The sequence below is a fragment of the Sphingomonas sp. MJ1 (PH-R8) genome, from assembly GCF_048058635.1.
Taxonomy (GTDB): Bacteria; Pseudomonadota; Alphaproteobacteria; order Sphingomonadales; family Sphingomonadaceae; genus Sphingomonas.
This window is the reverse complement of record NZ_JBBEFX010000006.1, coordinates 48146-68959: the sequence shown is the minus strand read 5'-3', so window position 1 is coordinate 68959 and position 20814 is coordinate 48146. Positions and strand designations below refer to the sequence as shown.

The following is a 20814-nucleotide window of genomic DNA, read 5'->3' as shown; positions in this document are numbered from 1 at the left end:
CAGTTGCTAGCAATCGGCCAAGCAGCAGCCTTACTCCCGAGGCTCAAGGCGACTTTATCGGCCATGCACGTCTGCTCGGATGCTTGGCCGCCCTCTATTACCCAATACGGTAACTTACGTTTCGCGGAGAGGATGCGACTCGCCACTGTTAATCACGAATAAATCCTTGCTTTGTATGACTGTTGAGGCGCTTCGCCGGAGTCGGCACACACGCGATGCTGATCCGGTACTTTGGCTCCGAAGCCGCAAGGTGTGGCTGGCAACACCCTGGAAAGTTGACGCGCTGCACGGAAAGTCCCAAGTGCGCGCCGATGAACGGAGGAATGAAGATGGCCGAAGACGTGTCCGAATTGAACGCGGTGGAACTCGCAACCGAGCTCACCATCGCCTGGCTCAATAATGCGAACAACCGCGTGTCGGCCGAAGATGTACCGACCTTCCTGCAGACGATGCACGCAACCGTGGTTGGGCTGAGCGGCGGCGCATCTTCGGAACCGGTCGAGACGGCACCGACGGAAGATTACACGCCCGCCGTCTCGGTGCGGAAGTCGCTCGCGTCGAAGGACCACATCATCTCGATGATCGACGGCAAGCCGTACAAGACCCTGCGCCGCCATCTGGCAGGCCACGGACTGACCCCGGAACAATATCGCGAGCGCTACAATCTGAAGTCCGACTATCCGATGGTCGCGGAGAATTATTCGCAGAGCCGCCGCGACATGGCCAAGCGCATCGGGCTCGGCCGCAAGCCGCGCGCCGGTGGCGACGATGCGACCGCCGCAGAGGCGCCTGCCGCCCCGAAGCGCCGTGGCCGCAAGCCCAAGGACGCAACCGCGGAGTGATCCTTCAGCCCTGGGCCAGCGCCGCCGCGCGCCGGCCCAGGGCCGACAGGCTGCGGAAGGTCACCGACCAGCGCGTGCGCTCCATCGCCGCGATGCCGTGCTCCCACGCGTGCCGCGCCTCGCCGGAAAGATGGTAGATCGATCGCGGCGCAAGCGTCAGGCTGCGGCGCTCGAAGCCGGTGTCGGTGCGCCGCCGCAGGCGCAGGACGGCCGGTTCTCCCAGCGAAATCCCCACGACATGCTCGAACATCGGCCGGTCGCGGTGCCAGCCGATCCCCGCCCCCGGATCATAGCGGATGAGCAGCGCCTGCTCGAGCTCGGCCGGCGGTATCCCCGCGAACGCCGCCGCGCGCTCCCGCAAAGGCCCCAGGAACGCCGGGATCTCCACCCCCGGCGCGATCCGCCCCCGATCGAAGTCATAGCTCCAGCCGAACGACGCTGTCAGCCGCTTGCCCGTCCATCCCTGGAAGCGGAACGGCGTCAGCTCGCACGCGTCGATCGCCGCGACGAGCGCCGCTTCCTCGGGCGCATCGAGCACCTCTTCGCCATAGGAGAGGCCCGGCAGCAGCGGGGTTCCGAACAGGTCTAGCTGGGCGGCCATGTCGCTCCAGATAGGAAGCCGGCACCTCTCCCAAAAGACGCGCGTGGCGGGGAGACGGGCCGGAAAGCCCGCGTTATAGAAGCCCGCGATGCCCAATCGTGCCCCCGATCCGCTGCTGCTGTTTCGCGCCGGTGACCACCGGCTCGCGCTCCCGGCGCGGGACGTGCGCGAGGTGCTGCCGCTGCTTCCGATCGCGCGGCCGCCGACCCTACCCCGCCCCCTCGCCGGCTTCGTCGACGTCCGGGGCGAGACGTTGCCCGTCCTGGCACCCGCGCTTCTGTTCGACGGTGGCACTGCTCTCGGCACCCTGGACCTGTTCTCCCATCTGATCCGGCCGCACGGGCCTGCTGCCACCATGCCGTGCCTGCTGGTCGATCGCGTCGAGGACATGGTCACCCCCGACGCCGACGCCATCCGTCCGGTGGAGGCGGAAGCGAGCCACAATGGCGCGATCCTGGCCGAGGTGACGCTGCCCGACGGCCCCGCACACCTGCTGTCGCTCGCCCGGCTGCTCAGCGAAGCGGAACGCGAGCGGCTGGCGGCCCTGGCGGCGCAGGCGGAGGCGCGCGCTGCCGACTGGACGATCGGGTGAGCCTGGCCGCGCAGCGCCACGCGCTGCCGTCTGCGCCGGTCGACGATCCCGCCTTTGCCGGCCTCAAGGCGCGGATCGTCGAGCGCACCGGCCACCATTATTACGTCGACAAGGACGACCAGCTGTTCGAGCATGTGGCGCGCCGCATGGCCGCGAACGGCATCGACGCGCTGGCGGACTATGCCGCCCGGCTGGCGGACCCGATCGCGGCGGCCGCGGAATGGCGCGCGCTTGAAAGCGCGATCACAATCAACGAGACCTTCTTCTTCCGCTTCGCCGAACAGTTCGACGTGCTTCGCCGCTGCGTCTTGCCGAAGCTGCTGCGGGAGCGGCGGGCGAAGCGCCAGCTGCGCGTCTGGAGCGTCGGCTGCTCGACCGGGGCAGAGGCCCACTCGGTATCGATCCTGCTGCGCGACCTGCTTGGAGACGCAGTCTCCGAGTGGAAGATCGGCATCACCGGCACCGACATCGACGATGCCGCGATCGCCGCCGCGCGCGAGGCGCGCTACACGTCCTGGGCGCTGCGCACCCTGGGAGAGGCGGAACGCGAGCGGCTGTTCGACCGCGAGGGTGACCGCTGGCGGCTGAAAGCCCGCTATCGCGGTCTCGCTCGCTTCGAACACGCCAACATGATGGCGCTGCTGGACGATGACGCGCCGCTGCAGTTCAGCGAGTTCGACATCATCCTGTGCCGCAACGTCCTGATCTATTTCCGCAGCGACGTCGCCAAGCAGCTGGTCGGCGCGCTGGTGCGCCGACTCGCGCCCACCGGGCTGCTGTTCATCGGCCATGCCGAGCCGAACCCGGAGTTCGCGGACATCGCACGCCCGGTGCTGGTCGACGGTGTCCTTGCGTACGCACGGCCCGACGCGCCTGCGGAACTCCCCGTCGCCGCGCCGGCGCCGCCGCCCTCTCCGCCGGCATCCCCTACCCCGCCGCGCGTTGCACCGCCGACGCCAACCGCCCCGGCCAAGGCTACGCCCGCCGCAACCCCGGCTCCACCGCCTGCCGCGCCCCCGCCCACACCGCCAGCGCCAAAGCCCGCCGCCGCCGGAGAAGTGCGCACCGCGCTGTCCCGCGGCGACGCGAGCCAGGCACTCGAACTGGCGGAGCAGGAGGCGCTCGCCACGCCGCGCGACCCGGTCGCCCATTACCTCGCGGCGCTCGGCGCCCTCGCGCTTGGAGACGGGGTTCGTGCAGAGCGGGGATTTCGCAGCGCGCTATATCTCGATAACGGGTTCGCGATGGCGCACTATCTGCTTGGCCGACATCTCCTGGCGAATGGGCGCGATGCCGAGGGCAACCGCGCGCTCCGCAATGCCGCGCGCGCAGCCGCCGGGATGGCGAACGACGCCGAGTTGCCGGAGGGCGACGGCATGACCGCAGGCAGCCTGGTCGCCGCCGTCCGCGCCACTCTCGGGGGCGCCGCATGAGCATGCCGGGAGACCTCCGGGTCGCAGCGCCCTTCCTTGATGCCGAGGCCGTTGCAGCCGTGCTCGCGGAGCGCCAGCGCGCGCTCGCCCCGCCTGAGGCAGCCGACCAGCGCAGCCGCATCCGCGTCCTCACCTGGACCCTGGGCGAGGAAACCTACGCGACCCCGCTCGCGGACCTCTTCGAGGTGGCGGCGATCCCGCGCGTCACCGCGGTTCCGGGCGCGCCTGCCGCCCTGGTGGGGCTGATCGCGTGGCGAGGCGCCGTCCTCAACCTCTTCGATCCGGCCGTGGCGTTGCGCCTGACCACCCCCGAGGAGCCCGGCCGCGCGATGCTGGTGCTGCGCCATGCCGCGCCGCGCATCGCCCTCCAGGTCTCCGCCATCACCGCCGCCGCCGCCGTCGTCGATCCCGGCGCCACGGGCGGCGAAGCATTGACGCGCTTCGTCGAAGCGGACGGTGGCCAGCGTCTGGCCGTCGTGAACACTGCGCTGCTGATCCAGCGGCTCCTCGCCCGTCCCCTGCAGGAAGGATAAAGCCTTGTCGGTTTCCACTCGGATCGTTGCCGGGTTCGGCATCATCACGGCCATTCTGGTCGCGCTGGGCCTCTACTCGCTCCAGCAGGTGGGCGTGGTCCGCTCGAACGTCGACCGGATCGTCCAGCGCGACTATGCCGCGATTCTCGATGTCGACTCCATCGCCCGTGCCGAGGCACGGATGCGCGAGGCGCGGCTGATGGCGGTGATGCACGCGATGCGCAGCGGCCGCGGCATCCCGGGCGACGTCGCCGACTGGCAGTCGCGCGCCAACGAAACGGCAGCCGCGCTCGCGAAGCTGACCGCAACCGCGGAGAAGAACCGCGAGACCGCGGTCAATCAGGGCCGCATCGAACAATGGCGCCAGCTGTCCGAGGGCGCGCAGGCGGTGCAGGCATCGTTCGATCGCCTGCGCCCCGCGAGCGCACGCCAGCTGGAGATGCTGGAGAACGGCAATATCGAGGGTGCGATCGAGGCGGGCGAAGAGATTGATCGCCACCATGCCGCGCTCGCGCAGAGCCTCGGCCAGGTCCGCACGATCGTCAGCAACACGATCGAGGTCGGGCGGCGCGCGACCCAGGACGTCTATGAAAGCACGCGCACGTCGATCCTGATCGGGCTGCTGATCGCGATCGCGGTCAGCGTCGTGGTCGCTTTCACGATCCGCCGCTCGATCACCGGGCCGCTGAGCGACTTCATGAGCTTCGCCGGCCGCATCGGCGAAGGCGACCTGTCGGGCGAGACGCGCATCATCGGCAGCGACGAACTCGGCCAGCTGGGCGCCACCCTCAACACGATGGTGGTGGGCCTGCGCGAGATCGCCCGCCAGAGCCGCGCCGCGACCGAGGACCTGAACGCCGCCGCCACCGAGATCCGCGCCTCCACCCAGGAGCAGGCCGCCTCGGTCGAGGAACAGCTCGCCGCCGTGCAGGAGACCGCGGCCACGGTCGACGAGATCACCCACTCGGGTGCGCAGATCACGTTGCGAGCACAGGAAGTGATCGCCGCAGCGCAGGCCACCGCCCAGACGAGCGACACCGGCCGCACCGCGGTCCACGACACCGCCCGCGCGATGGACGCGATCCGCGAACAGGCGGAGGCGGTCGCCGGCAACATCGTCGCCCTGTCGGAAAAGACGCAGACCATCGGCGATATCATCGCGACGGTGAACGACGTATCGGAACGCTCGCACCTCCTTGCCCTCAACGCCTCGATCGAGGCGGCGGCGGCCGGCGAGCAGGGTCGCAGCTTCGCGATCGTCGCGTCGGAGATGAAGACGCTGGCCGACCAGGCGAAGTCCGCCACCCGCAACGTTCGCTCGATCCTGGGCGACATTCAGCGCGGCATCAACGCCTCGGTCATGCTGACGGAAGAGGCGGTGAAGCGCGTCGCCTCCGGCAAGGAGCGCACCGACGCCAGCCAGTCGGCGATCAACGAACTGGCGACGCGGGTGCAGGAGAACGTCCACACCTTCCAGCAGATCGTCGCCTCCACCAACCAGCAGCAGATCGGCATCGAGCAGGTGACCATCGCCCTGCAGAACATCCGCCAGGCGAGCCAGCAGACCGCGGCCAGCACCCGCCAGCTGGACCAGGCGGCGGGCGACCTCACCCAGCTGTCGCGGACGCTGGTGAGCCTGACCGAACGCTATCGCGTCTGAGGACGGGCGGGTGGACGAACTCCGCGCAGAACTGCTCGCGGCCTTCGCCGCCGAGCTTGCCGAGCACATGGCCGGCATCCGCGAGGCGCTTGCGGATGCCGCCGCCGGTCGCCCCGTCGATCTGCGCGAGTTCAGCCGCCGCACCCACAGCCTGAAGGGGGCGGCGCGTGCGGTCGACCTGCCGGCGACCGAAGCGGCTGCCCATGCGGCCGAGACCATCCTACTCGCCGCCGAACGCGGGGAACGCGCGCTCGATGCCGCGACGATCGCCGAGCTGCGCACCCTCGCCGACGCGATCGAGGACGGCGCCCGCAGCGACACCACGCAAGACGACGCGCCGGAGGCGACCGCCGCGGCATCCTCGACGCAGACGGGCCGCGTCCATGTCGCCGGCCGCCATGTCGAGCGGCTCGCCCGTTCGGTCCACGATCTCGCCAACCACATCTCCGAGCAGGATCGCATCGTGGAGATGGTCGAGGTGCTCGGGGCCGAGCTGGCCGACATGCCTGCCACGCAGGACGGCGAGCTTGCCCGCCGCATCGCGCGCCTGGTCGGCAGCACGGAACGGCTGCGCCGCGAAGTCGGCCGCCAGCGCTGGGCACTCGAACGCGCCGCGGCGAACATCGAGCGCGACGCCGAACGCATCCTGCTGCTGCCCGTCGCTACCCTCTTCGAGGGCCATGAGCGCATGGTCCGCGACCTCGCGGCCAGCCAGGGCAAGTTCGCCGAGCTCACCATGGAGCCGATCGAGGCGGAGGCGGATCGCCGCGTGCTCCAGGCGCTGCGCGAGCCGTTGCTCCACCTGCTGCGCAACGCCGTCAGCCATGGGATCGAACCGCCGGCGGTGCGCGCCCGGGCGGGCAAGCCGGAGGGTGGCACGATCAGCGTGCTCCCCACCACCGACCGCGGCCGCCTCAACATCGTCATCCGCGACGACGGTGCCGGCCTCGATCCCAAGGCGATTGAGGCGCGCGCGCGGGAGGCGGGACTGATCGCCGCCGGGGCGCCGACACCCTCCCGACGCGGCCTCTACGCGCTGCTGTTCGAGCAGGGCTTCTCGACCAGCCGGACCGTGGACGAGGTTTCGGGCCGCGGCATCGGCTTGTCCGTGGTGGCGGAGACGGTGCGCCGGCTGCACGGCCGCGTCCGCATCCTGCCCGGCCGTCCGACAGGCACCGAGATCCGCCTGTCGGTGCCGCTCGCCCTCGCCCGCCAGGCGCTGTTGCTGGTGGAGGCCGGCGGCGCCCGCCACGCCCTGCCCGCGGCGAGCGTCGATCGCGTGCTCCGCCTCACCCCGGATGCGTTCGACCGTACCGAGGGCGGTGCGGTGCTGATGCTGGAGGACGAGGCGGTGCCGGTGGCCGAACTGGCCGACCTGCTCGGCCTGCCGCCTTCCGAAGCGCCCGACGGTGCCCGGCCTGCGGTGGTGATCGAGGGCTCGGACCAGCGGCGCGTGCTGCTGGTGGACGCGCTTGATGACGTCCGCTCGCTGGTGGTCGGCGATCCGACGGCTGTTGCCGCCGACGTGCCGTTGATCTGGGGAACGGTGCTGCTGGAGGACGGCATCGCGCTCGTGCTGGAGCCGGAGGCACTGCTCGCCGCCGACGCATCCGGCCCCCGCCGCCGTCCGCGCATCGCGCCTGCGACCCGGCCGGTGCAGCGCACGGTGCTCGTCGTCGACGACTCGATCACCACCCGCACCCTCGAAAAGAGCATCCTGGAGGCGCAGGGCTATCGCGTCCTCATCGCGGTCGACGGCCTCGCCGGGCTGGAGCAGCTGCGCGCCGGGCTCGAGCCGATCGACCTGGTGGTGGCAGACGTCGAAATGCCGCGCATGGATGGCTTCGGATTGCTCACGGCAATACGGAACGATCCGGCCCTGCAAGCGCTTCCCGTCGTCATGATGACATCGCGAAACAGCCCGGACGATATCGAGCGTGGACTCCAGCTGGGTGCGAATGCCTATGTGACGAAGCAGGAGTTCGACCAGGGGACGCTGATCTCCGTCGTACAGCAGCTGCTCTGAGCCATGGCAACGCGCCCGATCCGCGTCATGATCGTCGAGGACTCGCTCGTCGTTCGCACCCTGCTCACGCACATCATCGCGGGCGACCCCCGGCTTGAGGTGGTGGCCGCCGTCGCAAGCGCGGAAGAGGCGCTGGCGCAACTGGCGGCGATCCGACCCGACGTAATCTCGATGGACATTCGCCTCCCCGGCATGGACGGGCTCGAGGCGACGCGCCAGATTATGGCCGATCAGCCGACGCCGATCGTCGTCATCTCCGCCAGCTTCGATCGCACCCAGCTCAATCCCACCATGGACGCGCTGCGTGCCGGCGCGCTTGCCGCCGTGGAAAAGCCGGTCGGCATCGCCGATCCCGAATACCGCACCATCGCCGCCGAGATCCGCACCCAGCTCGTCATCATGAGCCAGGTGGCCGTGGTCCGCCGACGCATGCGCACGCCGCTTGCCGGCACGCCGACCGCCGGGCGGCCGCGCATCGCGCCGCGAATGCTGTTGTGCGCCGCCTCCACCGGCGGCCCTCAGGCGCTGGCCAAGCTGTTCAACAGCCTTCCCGCCGACCTGTCGCTGCCGGTGCTGCTCGTCCAGCACATGGGCGGCGCCTTCATGGACGGGTTCGCCAGCTGGCTGGACAGCGTCGTGCCGCAGCGGGTCGAACTCGCCCGCGCCGCCGTCCTGCCCCAGCCGGGCACCATCTATGTGGCGCCGGGCGACCGGCACCTGACCCTGATGCCTTCGGGCAAACTGGGGCTGTCGGAGGCGCCGCCCGTCGGCGGCCAGCGGCCGGCCGCAACCGTGTTGTTCACCAGCGCCGCGGCCGCGCTCGACGGTGCCGCGCTCGCCGTCGTCCTGACCGGCATGGGAGAGGACGGGGCTGCGGGCGTCCGCCAGCTGGTCGACGCCGGAGGTGCCGCGATCGCGGAGCATGAGAGCACGGCGGTCGTGAACGGCATGCCGGCCGCCGCGGTGCGCCAGGGCGCGCTGGCGTTGCCGCTCGATCTGATCGGCCCCCATGTGAAGCGGATCCTGGCGCGCGAGGTCGTGCAGTGAGCGAAGACGCGTCGCCGCACCTGTTGCTGGTCGAGGATTCGGACACCCAGGCGCTGGTCTTCCGACGGACGCTGGAGGGCTTCGGCTTCACCGTGGACCGGACCCGCACGGCCGAGGACGCACTGGTCAGCCTCAACGAGGCGCTGCCCGATCTGCTGGTGGTCGATTATCGGCTGCCTGGCATGAACGGTGACGAGCTGGTGCGCATCCTGCGCCAGACCGGCCACACCCGCACGCTGCCGATCATCATGCTCACCAGCGACGAGGCGAGCGAGGTGGAGCGCCAGGGGCTCGACAGCGGCGCCAACGCCTATGTGCCCAAGGCGAGCGGCCCGCAGCTGCTGGTCTCGCGCATGCGCTCGCTGTTGCGCCAGCGGCGCTCCGTGCCGGGCAACGGCACGGCCGGCGGCTTCCGCCAGGCACGGCTGCTGGTCGCGGTGGCGGATCCGATCTACCGCGATTGGCTGCGCGGGCTGCTGACGGGCGACGGCCATGCGGTCAGCGTCGCCGGAGACGAGCAGGCGATGCTCTCCGCGGTCGCGCAGGAGGCGTTCGACGGCGTTCTCGTCGGCCCGGCCCCCGAAGGCGAGGACCCGTTCGCCTGGGTTCGTGCGCTGGATCGCCAGCGGCAGGCGGACAGCGCCGGGTTCGAGATCGCCGCCCTGTCCGAGGTCGCCGATCCCGCACAGACGCTTGCCGGCCTCGGCGCCGGTGCCGACGACGTGCTGCCAAGCCGGGACGAGCGCGACATGCTCCTCGTGCGGGTGCGTTCGATCCTCCGCCGCAAGCTCGCCCGCGACGACGAGGCGGCGGGCGCCGCCCGCGAGCGGGAGCGCGAGCTGGCGCTCGCCCATGCGCGCGCCCAGGCGGAGGCGAGCGACGCCCTCGCCGCCGCCAACCGCGAGCTGGAGGCGGCAAACGCGCAGCTTCGCGAGACTCAGGCACAGCTGGTCCAGTCCGCCAAGATGGCGTCACTGGGCGAACTCGTCGCGGGCATCGCGCACGAGATCAACAACCCGCTCGCCTTCATCCTCGCCCACCACGCCACCGTGGAGCGGGCGGTGCAGGACGCAACGACCGCCGAGGACGACACCCGCACCAAGCGCCTCGCCAAGGCCGCGGAGCGCCTGGGCTCGATCCGCACCGGGCTGGTGCGCATCCAGGATCTGGTGGTGAAACTGCGCCGCTTCTCGCGCCTCGATGATGGCGAATGGTCGCTCGTCGACATTCCGGAGGCGATCGACTCGGTGCTGACGCTGCTCCAGCCGAAGATCCCCGCGACCGTCACGATCGAGCGGCGCTACGGCCCCGTCCGCACGCTCGAAAGCTCGCCGGCGCTGGTCAACCAGGTGGTGATGAACATCATCTCGAACGCGGTCGACGCGGTCGATCCCGCCACCGGCCGCATCGTCATCGAAACCTCGACCCGCTACGACCGGTTCTTCATCGCGATCACCGACAACGGCCCCGGCATCCCGCCGGACGTCCGCGAGCGGGTGTTCGAACCCTTCTTCACCACCAAGGACGTGGGCTCCGGCACGGGCCTGGGCCTGGCCATCGCCTATGGCGTCGTCCGGTCGCACGGTGGCGAGATCACGATCGAATCGGGCAACGAAGGTGGCGCCCGCTTCCTCTTGGCGGTACCCCTGCATCGACAATGACCGATTTCAACGATTCCGAATTGCCCAAGGTTCTGGTCGTCGACGACGAGCAGGAGATCCTCGTCGCGCTGGAGGACCTGCTGGAGGACCGCTACCGGCTGCTCTCCTCCACCTCTCCCGTGGCGGCGCTCGAGATCGTCAAAGCGAACCCGGACCTGGCGGTGATCATCTCCGACCAGCGGATGCCGGAGATGCCGGGCAACGTGTTCCTCGCCCGCGCACGCCCCTATAGCGACGCCGACGCGATCCTGCTGACCGGCTATGCGGACCTTTCGGCGGTCGTCTCGGCCGTCAACGAAGGTGCCATCAGCGGCTATGCCGCCAAGCCGTGGGAGCCGGAGGCGCTGCGGGCGATGGTCGCCGCCGCCGCCGAGCGGCAGAAGCTGCGCGCGGCGCTTCGCTTCGAACAATCCGCCTTCCTGGGCCTGATGCAGGCGTCAGCCGACCAGATTTCGGTGCTCGATCGCCACCATCGCCTGATCCGCGGCAACCACGACCGCGTCGAAAACGCGACCGCGGGCGACGTGCGCGACAAGGATGAGGCGGCGCTCGCCAGCGGCAGCTATTCCGAAGAGGATCTGCAAAGCGGGGGCGAGGATGAGGACGAGCGCTGGACGCGCGTCCGCCGGATCCCCTTCGGCGCCAGCGACAGCGACCGCCACCTGCTCAAGATCGAGTCGGACGAGACCGACCGGCGCCTCGCCGCCCGCCGGCTCCACCAAGCCGAAAAGCTCCAGGCGCTCGGGACGCTCGCAGGCGGCATCGCGCATGATTTCAACAATCTGCTCGCCGCCATTCTCGGCAACCTCGAACTCGCCGAACGCTCGCTGGACAAGCCGGATCGGCTCACCCGCTTCCTCGCCAACGCCCGCTCGGCAGCCGGCCGCGGCTCGGCGATCACCCGGCGCCTGCTGAGCTTCAGCCGCCAGCGCGATCTCGCCGCCGAGACCTTCCGCCCGGACGAGGCGATCCGAGATCTGGAGGAACTCGTCGCCCGCACCATGGCGGGTCGCGTCTCCCTGACGCTCGACCTCCAGGCGGACGGCGCGATCCACGCCGATCCCGGCCAGTTCGAGCTCGCCATCGTCAACCTGTGCATCAACGCGCGCGATGCCATGGCCAATGGCGGGGAGATCGTCATCTCCAGCGCCCGCGCCCCCGCGCCGCCGGAGCTGGCGCATGCGGGCAACTGCATCTGCATCGCGGTGCGCGACAATGGTGCCGGTATCCCCGAGCATCTGCGCGACCGCGTCTTCGAGCCCTTCTTCACCACCAAGCCGCATGGCGAGGGCACGGGCCTCGGCCTGCCGATGGTCCGCGCCATGGCGGAAGCGTCCGGCGGCACGGTGACGATCGACAGCCGCGTCGGCGAGGGCACTACGGTGACCCTGTGGTTCCCCCGCCTGGAGCCGGTCGAGGCTGCTGCGGCCGTTGCCGCTCAGGCGGCGGAGACGCCCTCGCTGCGGGTGCTGGCGGTGGAGGACGACGCCGAAGTCCGCGCCGTGCTCGTCGCGCATCTGACGGGTGCCGGGCACCAGGTGATCGAGGCGGACGGCGCCCAGGCAGCGCTGCACGCGCTCGAGAGCGACACTGCGATCGATCTGCTCGTCACCGACTATGCCATGCCGGACATCTCGGGCCTCGATCTCTACCGGGTGGCGAGCGAGCGGCGACCTGGCCTGCCCGCGATCCTCGTGACGGGATTCGCCGATGTGGAGGACGGCAGCGTTCCGCTCCCGGTCCTCACCAAGCCCTTCACCGGCGACCAGTTGAAGGCGACGATCGCGCGCGTCCTGACTCCGGCCGACTGAGCGACAAGGCTTTGGAACGCGACGGCCCGGGCAATCCCCGGGGCGGTTGAACTTGCATAAAATGGCACCAAATTAGATACTTGAGAGCGCACGACGGCCTTGAGGGGCCGCTGTCCTCACCATCTTCTCTTGGAGGCAGGATGCAGTTTGACGACACCGTTCGCTCGCGCCGCGCAATGCTGGGTTCGATCGCCGCGCTGGGCGCCTTTGCCGTGACGCGCAGCACGCTGAGTAGCACCGATCGCCCCGCACCCCGCGCCGTGCCGACCCCAGTCCGCCAGCGCATCTTTGCCGAGCCGAAGGCGGCCAGCGTCTCTGCGCCCCGCGGCGTGCAGCCCGAACTGTTCGACCGCGCGATTGCGGCGCTCGACGCGCATGGCGACACCATCCGCCGTCGCGACCGCATCGCGATCGCCGATTTCGACGCGCCGTCCAGCGAGCATCGCTTCCAGTTCATCGATCTGGAGGGCGGGAAGGTCACGCGCCTGCTCGTCTCCCATGGCAGCGGCTCCGATCCGTCGCACTCGGGCAAGCTCCAGCGCTTCTCGAATCAGCCGAACTCGAACGCGACCTGCGAAGGCGCCTTCGTCACTGCCGACTATTATGTGGGCAAGCACGGCCGCTCGCAGCGCGTGATCGGCCTCGATCCGACCAACGACAACGCTCGCGACCGCGCGATCGTGATCCACGGCGCCTGGTACGCCAACCCGGACATGCTCAAGACCCATGGCATGCTCGGCCGCAGCCAGGGCTGCTTCGCGGTCGGCGAGCAGGACCTGCCGCAGGTGTTCGCAATGCTGGGCGAAGGGCGGATGATCTACGCCGGCAAGGCATAATCCGAGGCGAAGCCGCAACGCGCGAGAACCGGTGACGTAGCTTCTGGCGGTCTCGCGCGTTACGCTTCGCATGATGACGCAACACCGCTTCTTTTCGATCCACCGGCACGGCCTGATCCGCGTTGGTGCCTGCACCCCGCTCGCCACCGCCGGCGACCCGGCCGCCAATGCCGAGGCGACGATCGCGCTCGCCCGGCAAGGGCATGAGGCCGCCGCCGACCTGCTGGTCTTCCCGGAGCTCAACCTCTCCTCCTACGCCATCGACGACCTGCACCTGCAGGACGCGCTGTGCGATGCGGCCGAGGCGGCTCTCGCGCAGGTGGTGGAGGCGAGCACCGGTCTGCGCCCGGTGCTGCTGGTCGGCGCGGCGCTGCGCCGCAACGGCCGGCTCTACAATTGCGCGGTCGCGGTTTCTCGCGGCCGCATCCTGGGCGTCGTTCCCAAGAGCTTCCTTCCCAACTATCGTGAATACTACGAGAAGCGCTGGTTCGCCGAAGGCGCGGGCCTGACCGGGCTCGAGATCACCGTCGCCGGCCAGCGCGCGCCGTTCGGCACCGACCTGATCTTCACGGCCGAGGACCTGCCCGACTTCGTCTTCCACGCGGAGATCTGCGAGGATTTCTGGGCGCCCACCCCGCCCTCGACCGCGGGCGCGCTCGCGGGTGCGCTGATCCTGTGCAATCTTTCCGCCTCCAACATCGTCGTCGGCAAGGCGCGCGATCGCGAGATGCTGTGCGCCGCCCAGTCCGCGCGCGCGGTCGGCGCCTATGTCTATTCCGCCGCAGGTCCGGGCGAGAGCACGACGGACCTTTCGTGGGATGGCCAGGGTCTCGTCTATGAACTGGGCGAGCAGCTTGCCGCCTCGCACCGCTTCGCCAGTGCCGACGCGACCATCTACGCCGACGTCGACGCCGGCCGCATCCGGCTGGAGCGGATGCGCATGGGCACGTTCAACGACGCCGCCGCCGCCTCAGGCCACCCGGAGACGCGCTTCCGCCGCATCGGCTTCGCGCACCAGCCGGACTTCGCCGACGTCGGCCTCAAGCGCCAGGTGCGTCGCTTCCCCTTCGTTCCCAGCAACCCCGTGTCGCTGGACGAGGACTGCTACGAGGCGTTCAACATCCAGGTGGAGGCGCTACGCAAGCGCATCGTCGCGACCGGTGCCAAGCGGCTGGTGATCGGCGTGTCGGGCGGGCTCGATTCTACCCACGCGCTGATCGTCGCGGCCAAGGCGTTCGACCGGCTCGACAAGCCGCGCTCCGACATCCTGGGCTTCACCATGCCGGGCTTCGCCACCAGCGAGGGCACCAAGGCCAATGCCTGGACGCTGATGAACGCGCTCGGCATCACCGGCGCGGAAATCGACATCCGCCCGGCCGCGCGGCAGATGCTCACCGACATGGACCACCCGTTCGGGCGCGGCGAGCCGGTCTATGACATCGCGTTCGAGAATGTGCAGGCGGGGCTTCGCACCGACTATCTGTTCCGCCTCGCCAATCAGCGCGAGGGCTTCGTGCTCGGCACCGGCGATCTGTCGGAACTGGCGCTCGGCTGGTGCACCTATGGCGTCGGCGACCAGATGAGCCACTATGCCGTCAACGCCGGCGTGCCGAAGACGCTGATCCAGTACCTCATCCGCTGGGCGATCCAGACCGACCAGTTCGACGCGCCCACCAACGAAGTGCTCGACGCCATCCTAGCAACGGAAATCTCGCCCGAGCTCGTACCCGCTGGCGACGACGGCCAATTGCAGAGCACCGAGAGCAAGGTCGGCCCCTACGAGTTGCACGACTTCTTCCTGCATCACATCGTCCGGCAGGGGCTGTCCCCTTCCAAGGTCGCGTTCCTCGCCTGGCACGCGTGGAAGGACAGCGAAGGCGGCGCCTGGCCGATCGACTTCCCGCAGGCCAAGCGCAACGCCTACGACCTGGAGACGATCGCCCGCTGGCTCGAATCCTTCCTGTGGCGCTTCTTCCAGACCAGCCAGTTCAAGCGCTCGGCGATCCCCAACGGCCCGAAGGTGTCCGGCGGCGGCGCGCTCAGCCCCCGCGGCGACTGGCGCGCGCCTTCCGATGGCGTGGCGAAGCCGTGGGTCGAGGAACTACGCGCGGCGCTGCCGTAAGGCCCCTCCAACTTGTGCTCCCGCGAAGGCGGGAGCCCAGGGTTCCGAACGCCACCGATCGTTGTTCTGCCTGGCCCTGGATCCCTGCCTCCGCAGGGATACGGTGGGAGTTGGGGAAGCGAGGTCCCCCTACCCCCGCCGCGCCTGTGCCTCCGCATTGCGGCCGTTGAGCGCCCAGCGCAGCATCACCCCCACGCCGCGCGCGCCTGCCCGCACCAGCGGTCCCTCGGCGGGGCGCTCGCGCAGCTGGAGCATCGCGCGTGCCCAGGGCGGCAGCAGGTCGATCGCCGCCCGCATGGTGAGGTCCCCGAACGGCCGCATCGCCAGGTTCGGCGCCGGCTGCGACAGAAGCGCCTGCAGCACCGTGTGCGTGCGCTCGTCGAAGCGCAGCTGCGGCCGCACGTCCATCAGATAGCTGTCGATCTCGCGCCGGCTGGTCGGCACATCCTCGGCCCCCAGCCGCCGCGCGACCTCGGCGTACTCGGCGAAATACCGGTCCTGCTCGGCGGCCGACAGCGGAGCCCGGTAGCGCAGGTATCCGGACAGGAACATCCGCACCTCCGCGACATGGATCCAGGTCAGCAGTTCGGGATCGTTGGCGTCATAGGGCGTTCCGTCCGGCAGCGTACCGTGCACCCGGTCGTGGATAGCCCGCACCCGACCGATCAGCCGCTCCGCCTCGCCGGTCGCGCCATAGGTGGTGCCGGCGATGAACTGCGCCGTCCGCTTCAGCCGTCCCAGCATGTCGCGCTGGAAGTTCGAATGGTCCCACACGCCGGCCAGCGCCAGCGGGTGGAGCATCTGCAACATCAGGGCGGCCGTTCCCCCAATCATCATCGAGGTGAAGTCGCCGTGCACGCGCCAGCACACGGAAGCAGGCCCGAACAGCCCGTCATCCCCAGGCGGGCGGCTGAGGTCGATCGCCCCGTCCCCCGCGCCTGTCAGCGCCCGCACCTGCTTCGCGATCGTCTGGCGTACCGTGTCCATGTCTTTCCCAACGCGCCAGCCGGTGCCGCGTGCCCGTCTAGATAGGGTGTCCCGGGCAGTTCCGCAGCCCGGACCGGTTGCGCCGTCCCGCGGTTTCGCTATCCCCGCTCCATCCCCCGTTTCCAATCGCGAGAACCCCCATGAAGACACGCGCCGCCGTCGCTTTCGAAGCGAAGAAGCCGCTGGAGATCGTCGAGCTCGATCTCGAAGGCCCCAAGCCCGGTGAGGTGCTGGTCGAGATCATGGCCACCGGCATCTGCCACACCGACGCCTACACGCTCGACGGCTTCGACTCCGAGGGCATCTTCCCGAGCGTCCTCGGCCACGAAGGCGCCGGCATCGTGCGCGAGGTCGGCGCCGGCGTCACCAGCGTGAAGCCGGGCGACCATATCATCCCGCTCTACACGCCCGAATGCCGCCAGTGTAAGTCGTGCCTGTCGGGCAAGACCAACCTGTGCACCGCGATCCGCGCTACCCAGGGCAAGGGGCTGATGCCGGACGGCACCACGCGCTTTTCGTACAAAGGCCAGCCGATCTTCCATTACATGGGCTGCTCGACCTTTTCGAACTTCACCGTGCTGCCGGAGATCGCGGTCGCGAAGATCCGCGAGGACGCGCCCTTCCAGACCAGCTGCTACATCGGCTGCGGCGTGACCACCGGCGTCGGCGCGGTGGTCAACACCGCCAAGGTGCAGGTCGGCGACAACATCGTCGTGTTCGGCCTGGGCGGCATCGGCCTTAACGTGCTGCAGGGCGCCAAGCTCGCGGGCGCCAACAAGATCATCGGCGTCGATATCAACCCGGACCGCGAAGGCTGGGGCCGCCAGTTCGGCATGACCGACTTCATCAACGGCCGCGGTAAGTCGCGCGAGGAAGTGATCGCCGAGATCCTGGCGCTCACCGATGGCGGCGCCGACTATACCTTCGACTGCACCGGCAATACCGAGGTGATGCGCACCGCGCTGGAGGCGTGCCACCGCGGCTGGGGCACCTCGATCATCATCGGCGTGGCCGAGGCCGGCAAGGAAATCAGCACCCGTCCCTTCCAGCTGGTGACCGGCCGCAACTGGCGCGGCACCGCGTTCGGCGGCGCCAAGGGTCGCACCGACGTGCCCAAGATCGTCGATTGGTACATGGACGGCAAGATCGCGATCGACCCGATGATCACCCATGTGCTGACGCTGGAGGAGATCAACAAGGGCTTCGACCTGATGCATGCCGGCGAGAGCATCCGCAGCGTGGTGGTGTACTGATGTTCAGCCACGTCATGGTCGGCGCCGACGACATTGCTGCGTCCAAGGCGTTCTACGACGCCGCCCTCGGCGCCCTCGGCATCCCGGCCGGCGTGGTCGATGAATGGGGGCGCGTCGTCTATATGCATGGCGGCGGCCGCTTCCTGGTGACGCGGCCGATCAATGGCGAGCCTGCCAGTCCGGCCAACGGCAGCACGATCGGCTTTGCCGCCGCGTCGCCGGAGGCCGCGGACGCGTGGCACGCGGCCGGCCTGGCAAACGGCGGCACCGCGATCGAGAACCCGCCCGGCATCCGCCACGGGACCGCGGGCCGGACTCTCTACCTCGCCTATCTGCGCGACCCGGCCGGCAACAAGCTCTGCGCGTCGCACCGCATCGCGTGATCGAGAGGCGCACCATGGCTCTCGAAACCGTCTCCACCAGCACCTCGCACGGCGGCATCCAGGGCGTGTATCGCCACGTCTCCACCGCGACGGGCACGCCGATGACCTTCTCCGTGTTCGTGCCCGCGCACGACCCCGGCGAGCGGCTGCCGGTGCTCTGGTATCTGTCCGGCCTTACCTGCACCCACGCCAATGTGACGGAAAAGGGCGAGTTCCGCGCTGCCTGCGCCGAGCACCGCGTGATCTTCATCGCGCCGGACACCTCGCCGCGCGGCGAAGGCGTACCGGATGCGGAGGGCTATGACTTCGGCCAGGGCGCGGGCTTCTACCTCGACGCGACGCAGGCGCCCTGGTCGACGCACTTCCACATGCGCACCTACATCGAGGACGAGCTGCCCGCGTTGATCGCGGCCGAGTTCCCGATGGCGGACATGGCGCGCCAGTCGATCACCGGCCATTCGATGGGCGGCCACGGCGCGCTCACCATCGCCCTGCGCAATCCGGACCGCTTCCGCAGCGTCTCCGCCTTTGCGCCGATCGCGTCGGCGATGAATTCCTCCTGGGGTGAAAAGGCGCTCACCGGCTATCTCGGCAGCAACCTGGCCGCATGGCGCGCCCATGATGCGTGCGCGCTGATCGCCGACGGCGCGCGCCTGCCCGAGCTGCTGGTCGACCAGGGCGATGCCGACGGGTTCCTGGACCAGCTCAAGCCGGAGCTGCTGCGCGACGCGTGCGCCGCGGCCGGCATCCCGCTCACCCTGCGCATGCAGCCGGGCTACGACCACAGCTATTATTTCATCTCCACCTTCATGCCTGACCATGTCGCCTGGCACGCGAAGCGCCTGCACGGCTGATCGCCTCTCCCTCCCCCCGTGCTCCTGCGCAGGCAGGAGCACGAAGACGCCCGGCATCGCACCAAGCCGCTTTACTCGGCGGCTCCGCATCGCAACAATGCGGGCAGCGCCCCTCGTCCTTCGGGCGCCGCACCCAAGGAACTGCCGATGCGCCTGCGCCCTGCCCTGCTCGCCGCCCCGATGTTGTTCGCCGCCCTCACCGCGCAGGTGGCGCCGCCCGCCCCCAAGGACGTGGACACGCGGACGCAAGCCAGCACCGGCGACATTCCCGCCAACTTCACCATGCCCACCACCGCCTATAACTATGACCGGCGCGAGATCATGGTGCCGATGCGCGACGGGACGAAGCTGCACACCGTTATCATCGTGCCAAAGGGCGCGACCAACGCACCGATCCTGCTCACCCGCACGCCCTACAACGCCTCCGGCCGCGCCTCGCGCAGCGACAGCCCCAACATGCTGTCCGCACTGCCGCAGGGCGACGAGGTGTTCGTGAACGACGGCTATATCCGCGTCTTTCAGGACATCCGCGGCAAGTTCGGCTCGGAGGGCGACTATGTCGTCACCCGCCCGGTGATCGGCCCGCTCAACCGCACCAAGGTCGACCACGTCACCGACGCCTATGACACCATCGACTGGCTGGTGAACAAGGCGAACCTGCCCGAATCCAACGGCCGCGTCGGCATGCTCGGATCGTCCTATGAGGGCTTCACGGTGGTGATGGCGCTGCTCGGCCCGCACCCCGCGTTGAAGGTCGCAGCACCGCAGAGCCCGATGATCGACGGCTGGATGGGCGACGACTGGTTCCACTATGGCGCCTTCCGCCAGGCGAACATCGGCTGGATCGGATCGCAGAGCGGTTTCAAGGGCGCGGGCCAGCAGCCGCCCTCGACCGGCCTCGACGATTACGAGACCTTCCGCCGCATCGGCTCGGCCGGCGCCTGGGCCAAGCAGTCGGGCTTTGACCAGTTGCCTTTCTGGCGCCGCATGTCGGAGCACCCGGCCTATGACGCGGAGTGGCAGGGCCAGGCGCTCGACAAGATGGTCGCCGCCAACCCCTCCAACGTGCCGACGCTGTGGATCCAGGGCCTGTGGGACCAGGAGGACATGTACGGCGCGATCATGAGCTGGGAGGCGCTCAAGGCCGTGGGCAAGGCCGGCAACAACCACCTCGTCATGGGGCCGTGGCGGCACAGCCAGGTCAATTACGACGGTTCCTCGCTCGGCCCGCTCAAGTGGGACGGCGACACCGCGCTCCAGTTCCGCCGCGACGTGCTGCTGCCCTTCTTCAACCGCCATCTGCGCGACAACGCGCCTGCGTACGAAGCGCCGCCGGTGCTGATCTACAACACCGGTGCGAACCACTGGGACCGGCTCGCCACCTGGCCGCTCGCCTGTGAAAAGGACTGCGCGCGTCCGCTGACTCCCCTGTACCTCCAGGGCAATTATAGCCTGTCGTTCGGCAAGCCCGCGGGCGGGTCCGACAGCTATGTCTCCGATCCCGCCAAGCCCGTGCCCTATCTCGCACGGCCGGTGTCGTTCGCGGACTCCGCGCGCTGGAAAGAGTGGCTGGTGAGCGACCAGCGCTCGGTCGACGGCCGCCCGGACGTGCTGACCTATCAGACCGAGGTGCTGACCGCGCCGACGCGCGTTTCGGGCGCGCCGATCGCGGACCTGTTCGCCCGCACCACCGGCACCGACGGCGACTTCGTGGTGAAGCTGATCGACGTCTATCCGGACGAGGTCGCCTCCGATCCGAAGATGGGTGGCTACCAGCTGCCGATCGCGCTCGACATCTTCCGCGGCCGCTACCGCGACAGCTTCGAAAAGCCGACGCCGATCCCGGCCAACAAGGTCCAGCGCTATCGCTTCCGCCTGCCGACCGTGAACCACGTGTTCCAGCCGGGCCACCGGATCATGGTGCAGATCCAGTCGACGCTGTTCCCGCTCTACGACCGCAACCCGCAGAAGTATGTTCCCAACATCTTCTTCGCGAAGCCGGCGGACTATCAGAAGGCGACGGTGACGATCGAGCATACTACCGGCTCGCCCACCGCCGTGTGGCTGCCGGTGGTGCCGGTCGACCAGCCGCAGGTACAGGCGGCGCGCTGATCGGCCAGGGCGGCGCCGCGGTGCCGCCCCACCCGTTCCTTACGTTTTGTGTCTGCCGGAT

Annotated in this window: 17 protein-coding genes; 15 read left to right on the top strand and 2 right to left on the bottom strand. The window is 69.4% G+C overall.

Annotated features, from left to right (window positions below):
* The first annotated feature begins 329 nt into the window (after positions 1-329).
* Positions 330-842 (top strand): MucR family transcriptional regulator, encoded by a 513-nt coding sequence (locus VPH46_RS07435; protein ID WP_416610143.1) that lies wholly within the window; start codon positions 330-332, stop codon positions 840-842.
* 4 nt (positions 843-846) lie between these two features.
* Here the strand turns inward: VPH46_RS07435 and VPH46_RS07430 are convergent, their stop codons facing one another.
* Positions 847-1443: an alpha-ketoglutarate-dependent dioxygenase AlkB gene (locus VPH46_RS07430; RefSeq protein WP_416610141.1), complete on the bottom strand. Its 597-nt coding sequence runs from the start codon at positions 1441-1443 to the stop codon at positions 847-849.
* An 88-nt stretch (positions 1444-1531) separates the two neighbouring features.
* On the opposite strand from VPH46_RS07430, the gene VPH46_RS07425 reads away from it, so the two are divergent.
* The 10 genes from VPH46_RS07425 (at position 1532) to VPH46_RS07380 (ending at position 15164) form a co-directional block, all read left to right on the top strand.
* Positions 1532-2035: a chemotaxis protein CheW gene (locus VPH46_RS07425; protein ID WP_416610139.1), complete on the top strand. Its 504-nt coding sequence runs from the start codon at positions 1532-1534 to the stop codon at positions 2033-2035.
* Positions 2032-3468 (top strand): CheR family methyltransferase, encoded by a 1437-nt coding sequence (locus tag VPH46_RS07420; protein WP_416610136.1) that lies wholly within the window; start codon positions 2032-2034, stop codon positions 3466-3468. Before VPH46_RS07425 ends, VPH46_RS07420 begins: the two co-directional genes overlap by 4 nt.
* The gene (locus tag VPH46_RS07415) at positions 3465-4001 is read left to right on the top strand and encodes a chemotaxis protein CheW (protein WP_416610134.1); all 537 of its coding nucleotides are present in this window, start codon (positions 3465-3467) and stop codon (positions 3999-4001) included. The genes VPH46_RS07420 and VPH46_RS07415 overlap by 4 nt, the downstream gene beginning before the upstream one ends.
* A gap of 4 nt (positions 4002-4005) precedes the next feature.
* On the top strand, positions 4006-5661 hold the full coding sequence (locus tag VPH46_RS07410) for a methyl-accepting chemotaxis protein (RefSeq protein WP_416610132.1): 1656 nt from the start codon (positions 4006-4008) through the stop codon (positions 5659-5661).
* 10 nt (positions 5662-5671) lie between these two features.
* On the top strand, positions 5672-7687 hold the full coding sequence (locus VPH46_RS07405; protein ID WP_416610130.1) for a hybrid sensor histidine kinase/response regulator: 2016 nt from the start codon (positions 5672-5674) through the stop codon (positions 7685-7687).
* Positions 7688-7690: 3 nt separating this feature from the next.
* Entirely contained in the window at positions 7691-8734 is a 1044-nt protein-coding gene (locus VPH46_RS07400) for a chemotaxis protein CheB (RefSeq protein ID WP_206432152.1), read from the top strand.
* Positions 8731-10395, top strand: coding sequence for an ATP-binding protein (locus VPH46_RS07395; RefSeq protein WP_416610127.1), 1665 nt, complete (start codon positions 8731-8733; stop codon positions 10393-10395). The genes VPH46_RS07400 and VPH46_RS07395 overlap by 4 nt, the downstream gene beginning before the upstream one ends.
* Positions 10392-12206 carry a response regulator gene (locus VPH46_RS07390; protein ID WP_416610125.1) on the top strand — a complete coding sequence of 605 codons (1815 nt, stop codon included), beginning with the start codon at positions 10392-10394 and terminating at the stop codon, positions 12204-12206. Before VPH46_RS07395 ends, VPH46_RS07390 begins: the two co-directional genes overlap by 4 nt.
* A gap of 140 nt (positions 12207-12346) precedes the next feature.
* Complete coding sequence (locus tag VPH46_RS07385) at positions 12347-13042, top strand: murein L,D-transpeptidase catalytic domain family protein (RefSeq protein WP_416610123.1); 696 nt, start codon at positions 12347-12349, stop codon at positions 13040-13042.
* Positions 13043-13112: 70 nt separating this feature from the next.
* The gene (locus VPH46_RS07380) at positions 13113-15164 is read left to right on the top strand and encodes an NAD(+) synthase (protein WP_416610121.1); all 2052 of its coding nucleotides are present in this window, start codon (positions 13113-13115) and stop codon (positions 15162-15164) included.
* A gap of 129 nt (positions 15165-15293) precedes the next feature.
* On the opposite strand, the gene VPH46_RS07375 is transcribed toward VPH46_RS07380, so the two are convergent.
* Positions 15294-16151, bottom strand: a complete 858-nt coding sequence (locus VPH46_RS07375) for an oxygenase MpaB family protein (protein WP_416610119.1) — start codon at positions 16149-16151, stop codon at positions 15294-15296.
* A 140-nt stretch (positions 16152-16291) separates the two neighbouring features.
* Between VPH46_RS07375 and VPH46_RS07370 the strand changes: the two genes are divergently transcribed.
* From VPH46_RS07370 to VPH46_RS07355, 4 genes are all read left to right on the top strand, one after another.
* Complete coding sequence (locus VPH46_RS07370) at positions 16292-17404, top strand: S-(hydroxymethyl)glutathione dehydrogenase/class III alcohol dehydrogenase (RefSeq protein ID WP_416610117.1); 1113 nt, start codon at positions 16292-16294, stop codon at positions 17402-17404.
* Positions 17404-17787: a VOC family protein gene (locus VPH46_RS07365; protein ID WP_125959828.1), complete on the top strand. Its 384-nt coding sequence runs from the start codon at positions 17404-17406 to the stop codon at positions 17785-17787. The genes VPH46_RS07370 and VPH46_RS07365 overlap by 1 nt, the downstream gene beginning before the upstream one ends.
* Positions 17788-17801: 14 nt before the next feature.
* Positions 17802-18641, top strand: a complete 840-nt coding sequence (fghA, locus tag VPH46_RS07360) for an S-formylglutathione hydrolase (RefSeq protein WP_416610115.1) — start codon at positions 17802-17804, stop codon at positions 18639-18641.
* 147 nt (positions 18642-18788) lie between these two features.
* Complete coding sequence (locus VPH46_RS07355; protein WP_416610113.1) at positions 18789-20753, top strand: CocE/NonD family hydrolase; 1965 nt, start codon at positions 18789-18791, stop codon at positions 20751-20753.
* The last annotated feature ends 61 nt before the right edge of the window (positions 20754-20814 follow it).

Excerpts from the sequence above, each read along its gene's own strand:
- VPH46_RS07365 (WP_125959828.1), top strand. The coding sequence starts at position 17,404 with ATGTTCAGCCACGTCATGGTCGGCGCCGACGACATTGCTGCGTCCAAG.
- VPH46_RS07355 (WP_416610113.1), top strand. The coding sequence starts at position 18,789 with ATGCGCCTGCGCCCTGCCCTGCTCGCCGCCCCGATGTTGTTCGCCGCC.
- VPH46_RS07400 (WP_206432152.1), top strand. The coding sequence starts at position 7,691 with ATGGCAACGCGCCCGATCCGCGTCATGATCGTCGAGGACTCGCTCGTC.
- VPH46_RS07385 (WP_416610123.1), top strand. The coding sequence starts at position 12,347 with ATGCAGTTTGACGACACCGTTCGCTCGCGCCGCGCAATGCTGGGTTCG.
- VPH46_RS07370 (WP_416610117.1), top strand. The coding sequence starts at position 16,292 with ATGAAGACACGCGCCGCCGTCGCTTTCGAAGCGAAGAAGCCGCTGGAG.
- VPH46_RS07415 (WP_416610134.1), top strand. The coding sequence starts at position 3,465 with ATGAGCATGCCGGGAGACCTCCGGGTCGCAGCGCCCTTCCTTGATGCC.
- VPH46_RS07390 (WP_416610125.1), top strand. The coding sequence starts at position 10,392 with ATGACCGATTTCAACGATTCCGAATTGCCCAAGGTTCTGGTCGTCGAC.
- VPH46_RS07380 (WP_416610121.1), top strand. The coding sequence starts at position 13,113 with ATGATGACGCAACACCGCTTCTTTTCGATCCACCGGCACGGCCTGATC.
- VPH46_RS07435 (WP_416610143.1), top strand. The coding sequence starts at position 330 with ATGGCCGAAGACGTGTCCGAATTGAACGCGGTGGAACTCGCAACCGAG.
- VPH46_RS07375 (WP_416610119.1), bottom strand. The coding sequence starts at position 16,151 with ATGGACACGGTACGCCAGACGATCGCGAAGCAGGTGCGGGCGCTGACA.
- VPH46_RS07425 (WP_416610139.1), top strand. The coding sequence starts at position 1,532 with ATGCCCAATCGTGCCCCCGATCCGCTGCTGCTGTTTCGCGCCGGTGAC.
- VPH46_RS07430 (WP_416610141.1), bottom strand. The coding sequence starts at position 1,443 with ATGGCCGCCCAGCTAGACCTGTTCGGAACCCCGCTGCTGCCGGGCCTC.
- fghA (WP_416610115.1), top strand. The coding sequence starts at position 17,802 with ATGGCTCTCGAAACCGTCTCCACCAGCACCTCGCACGGCGGCATCCAG.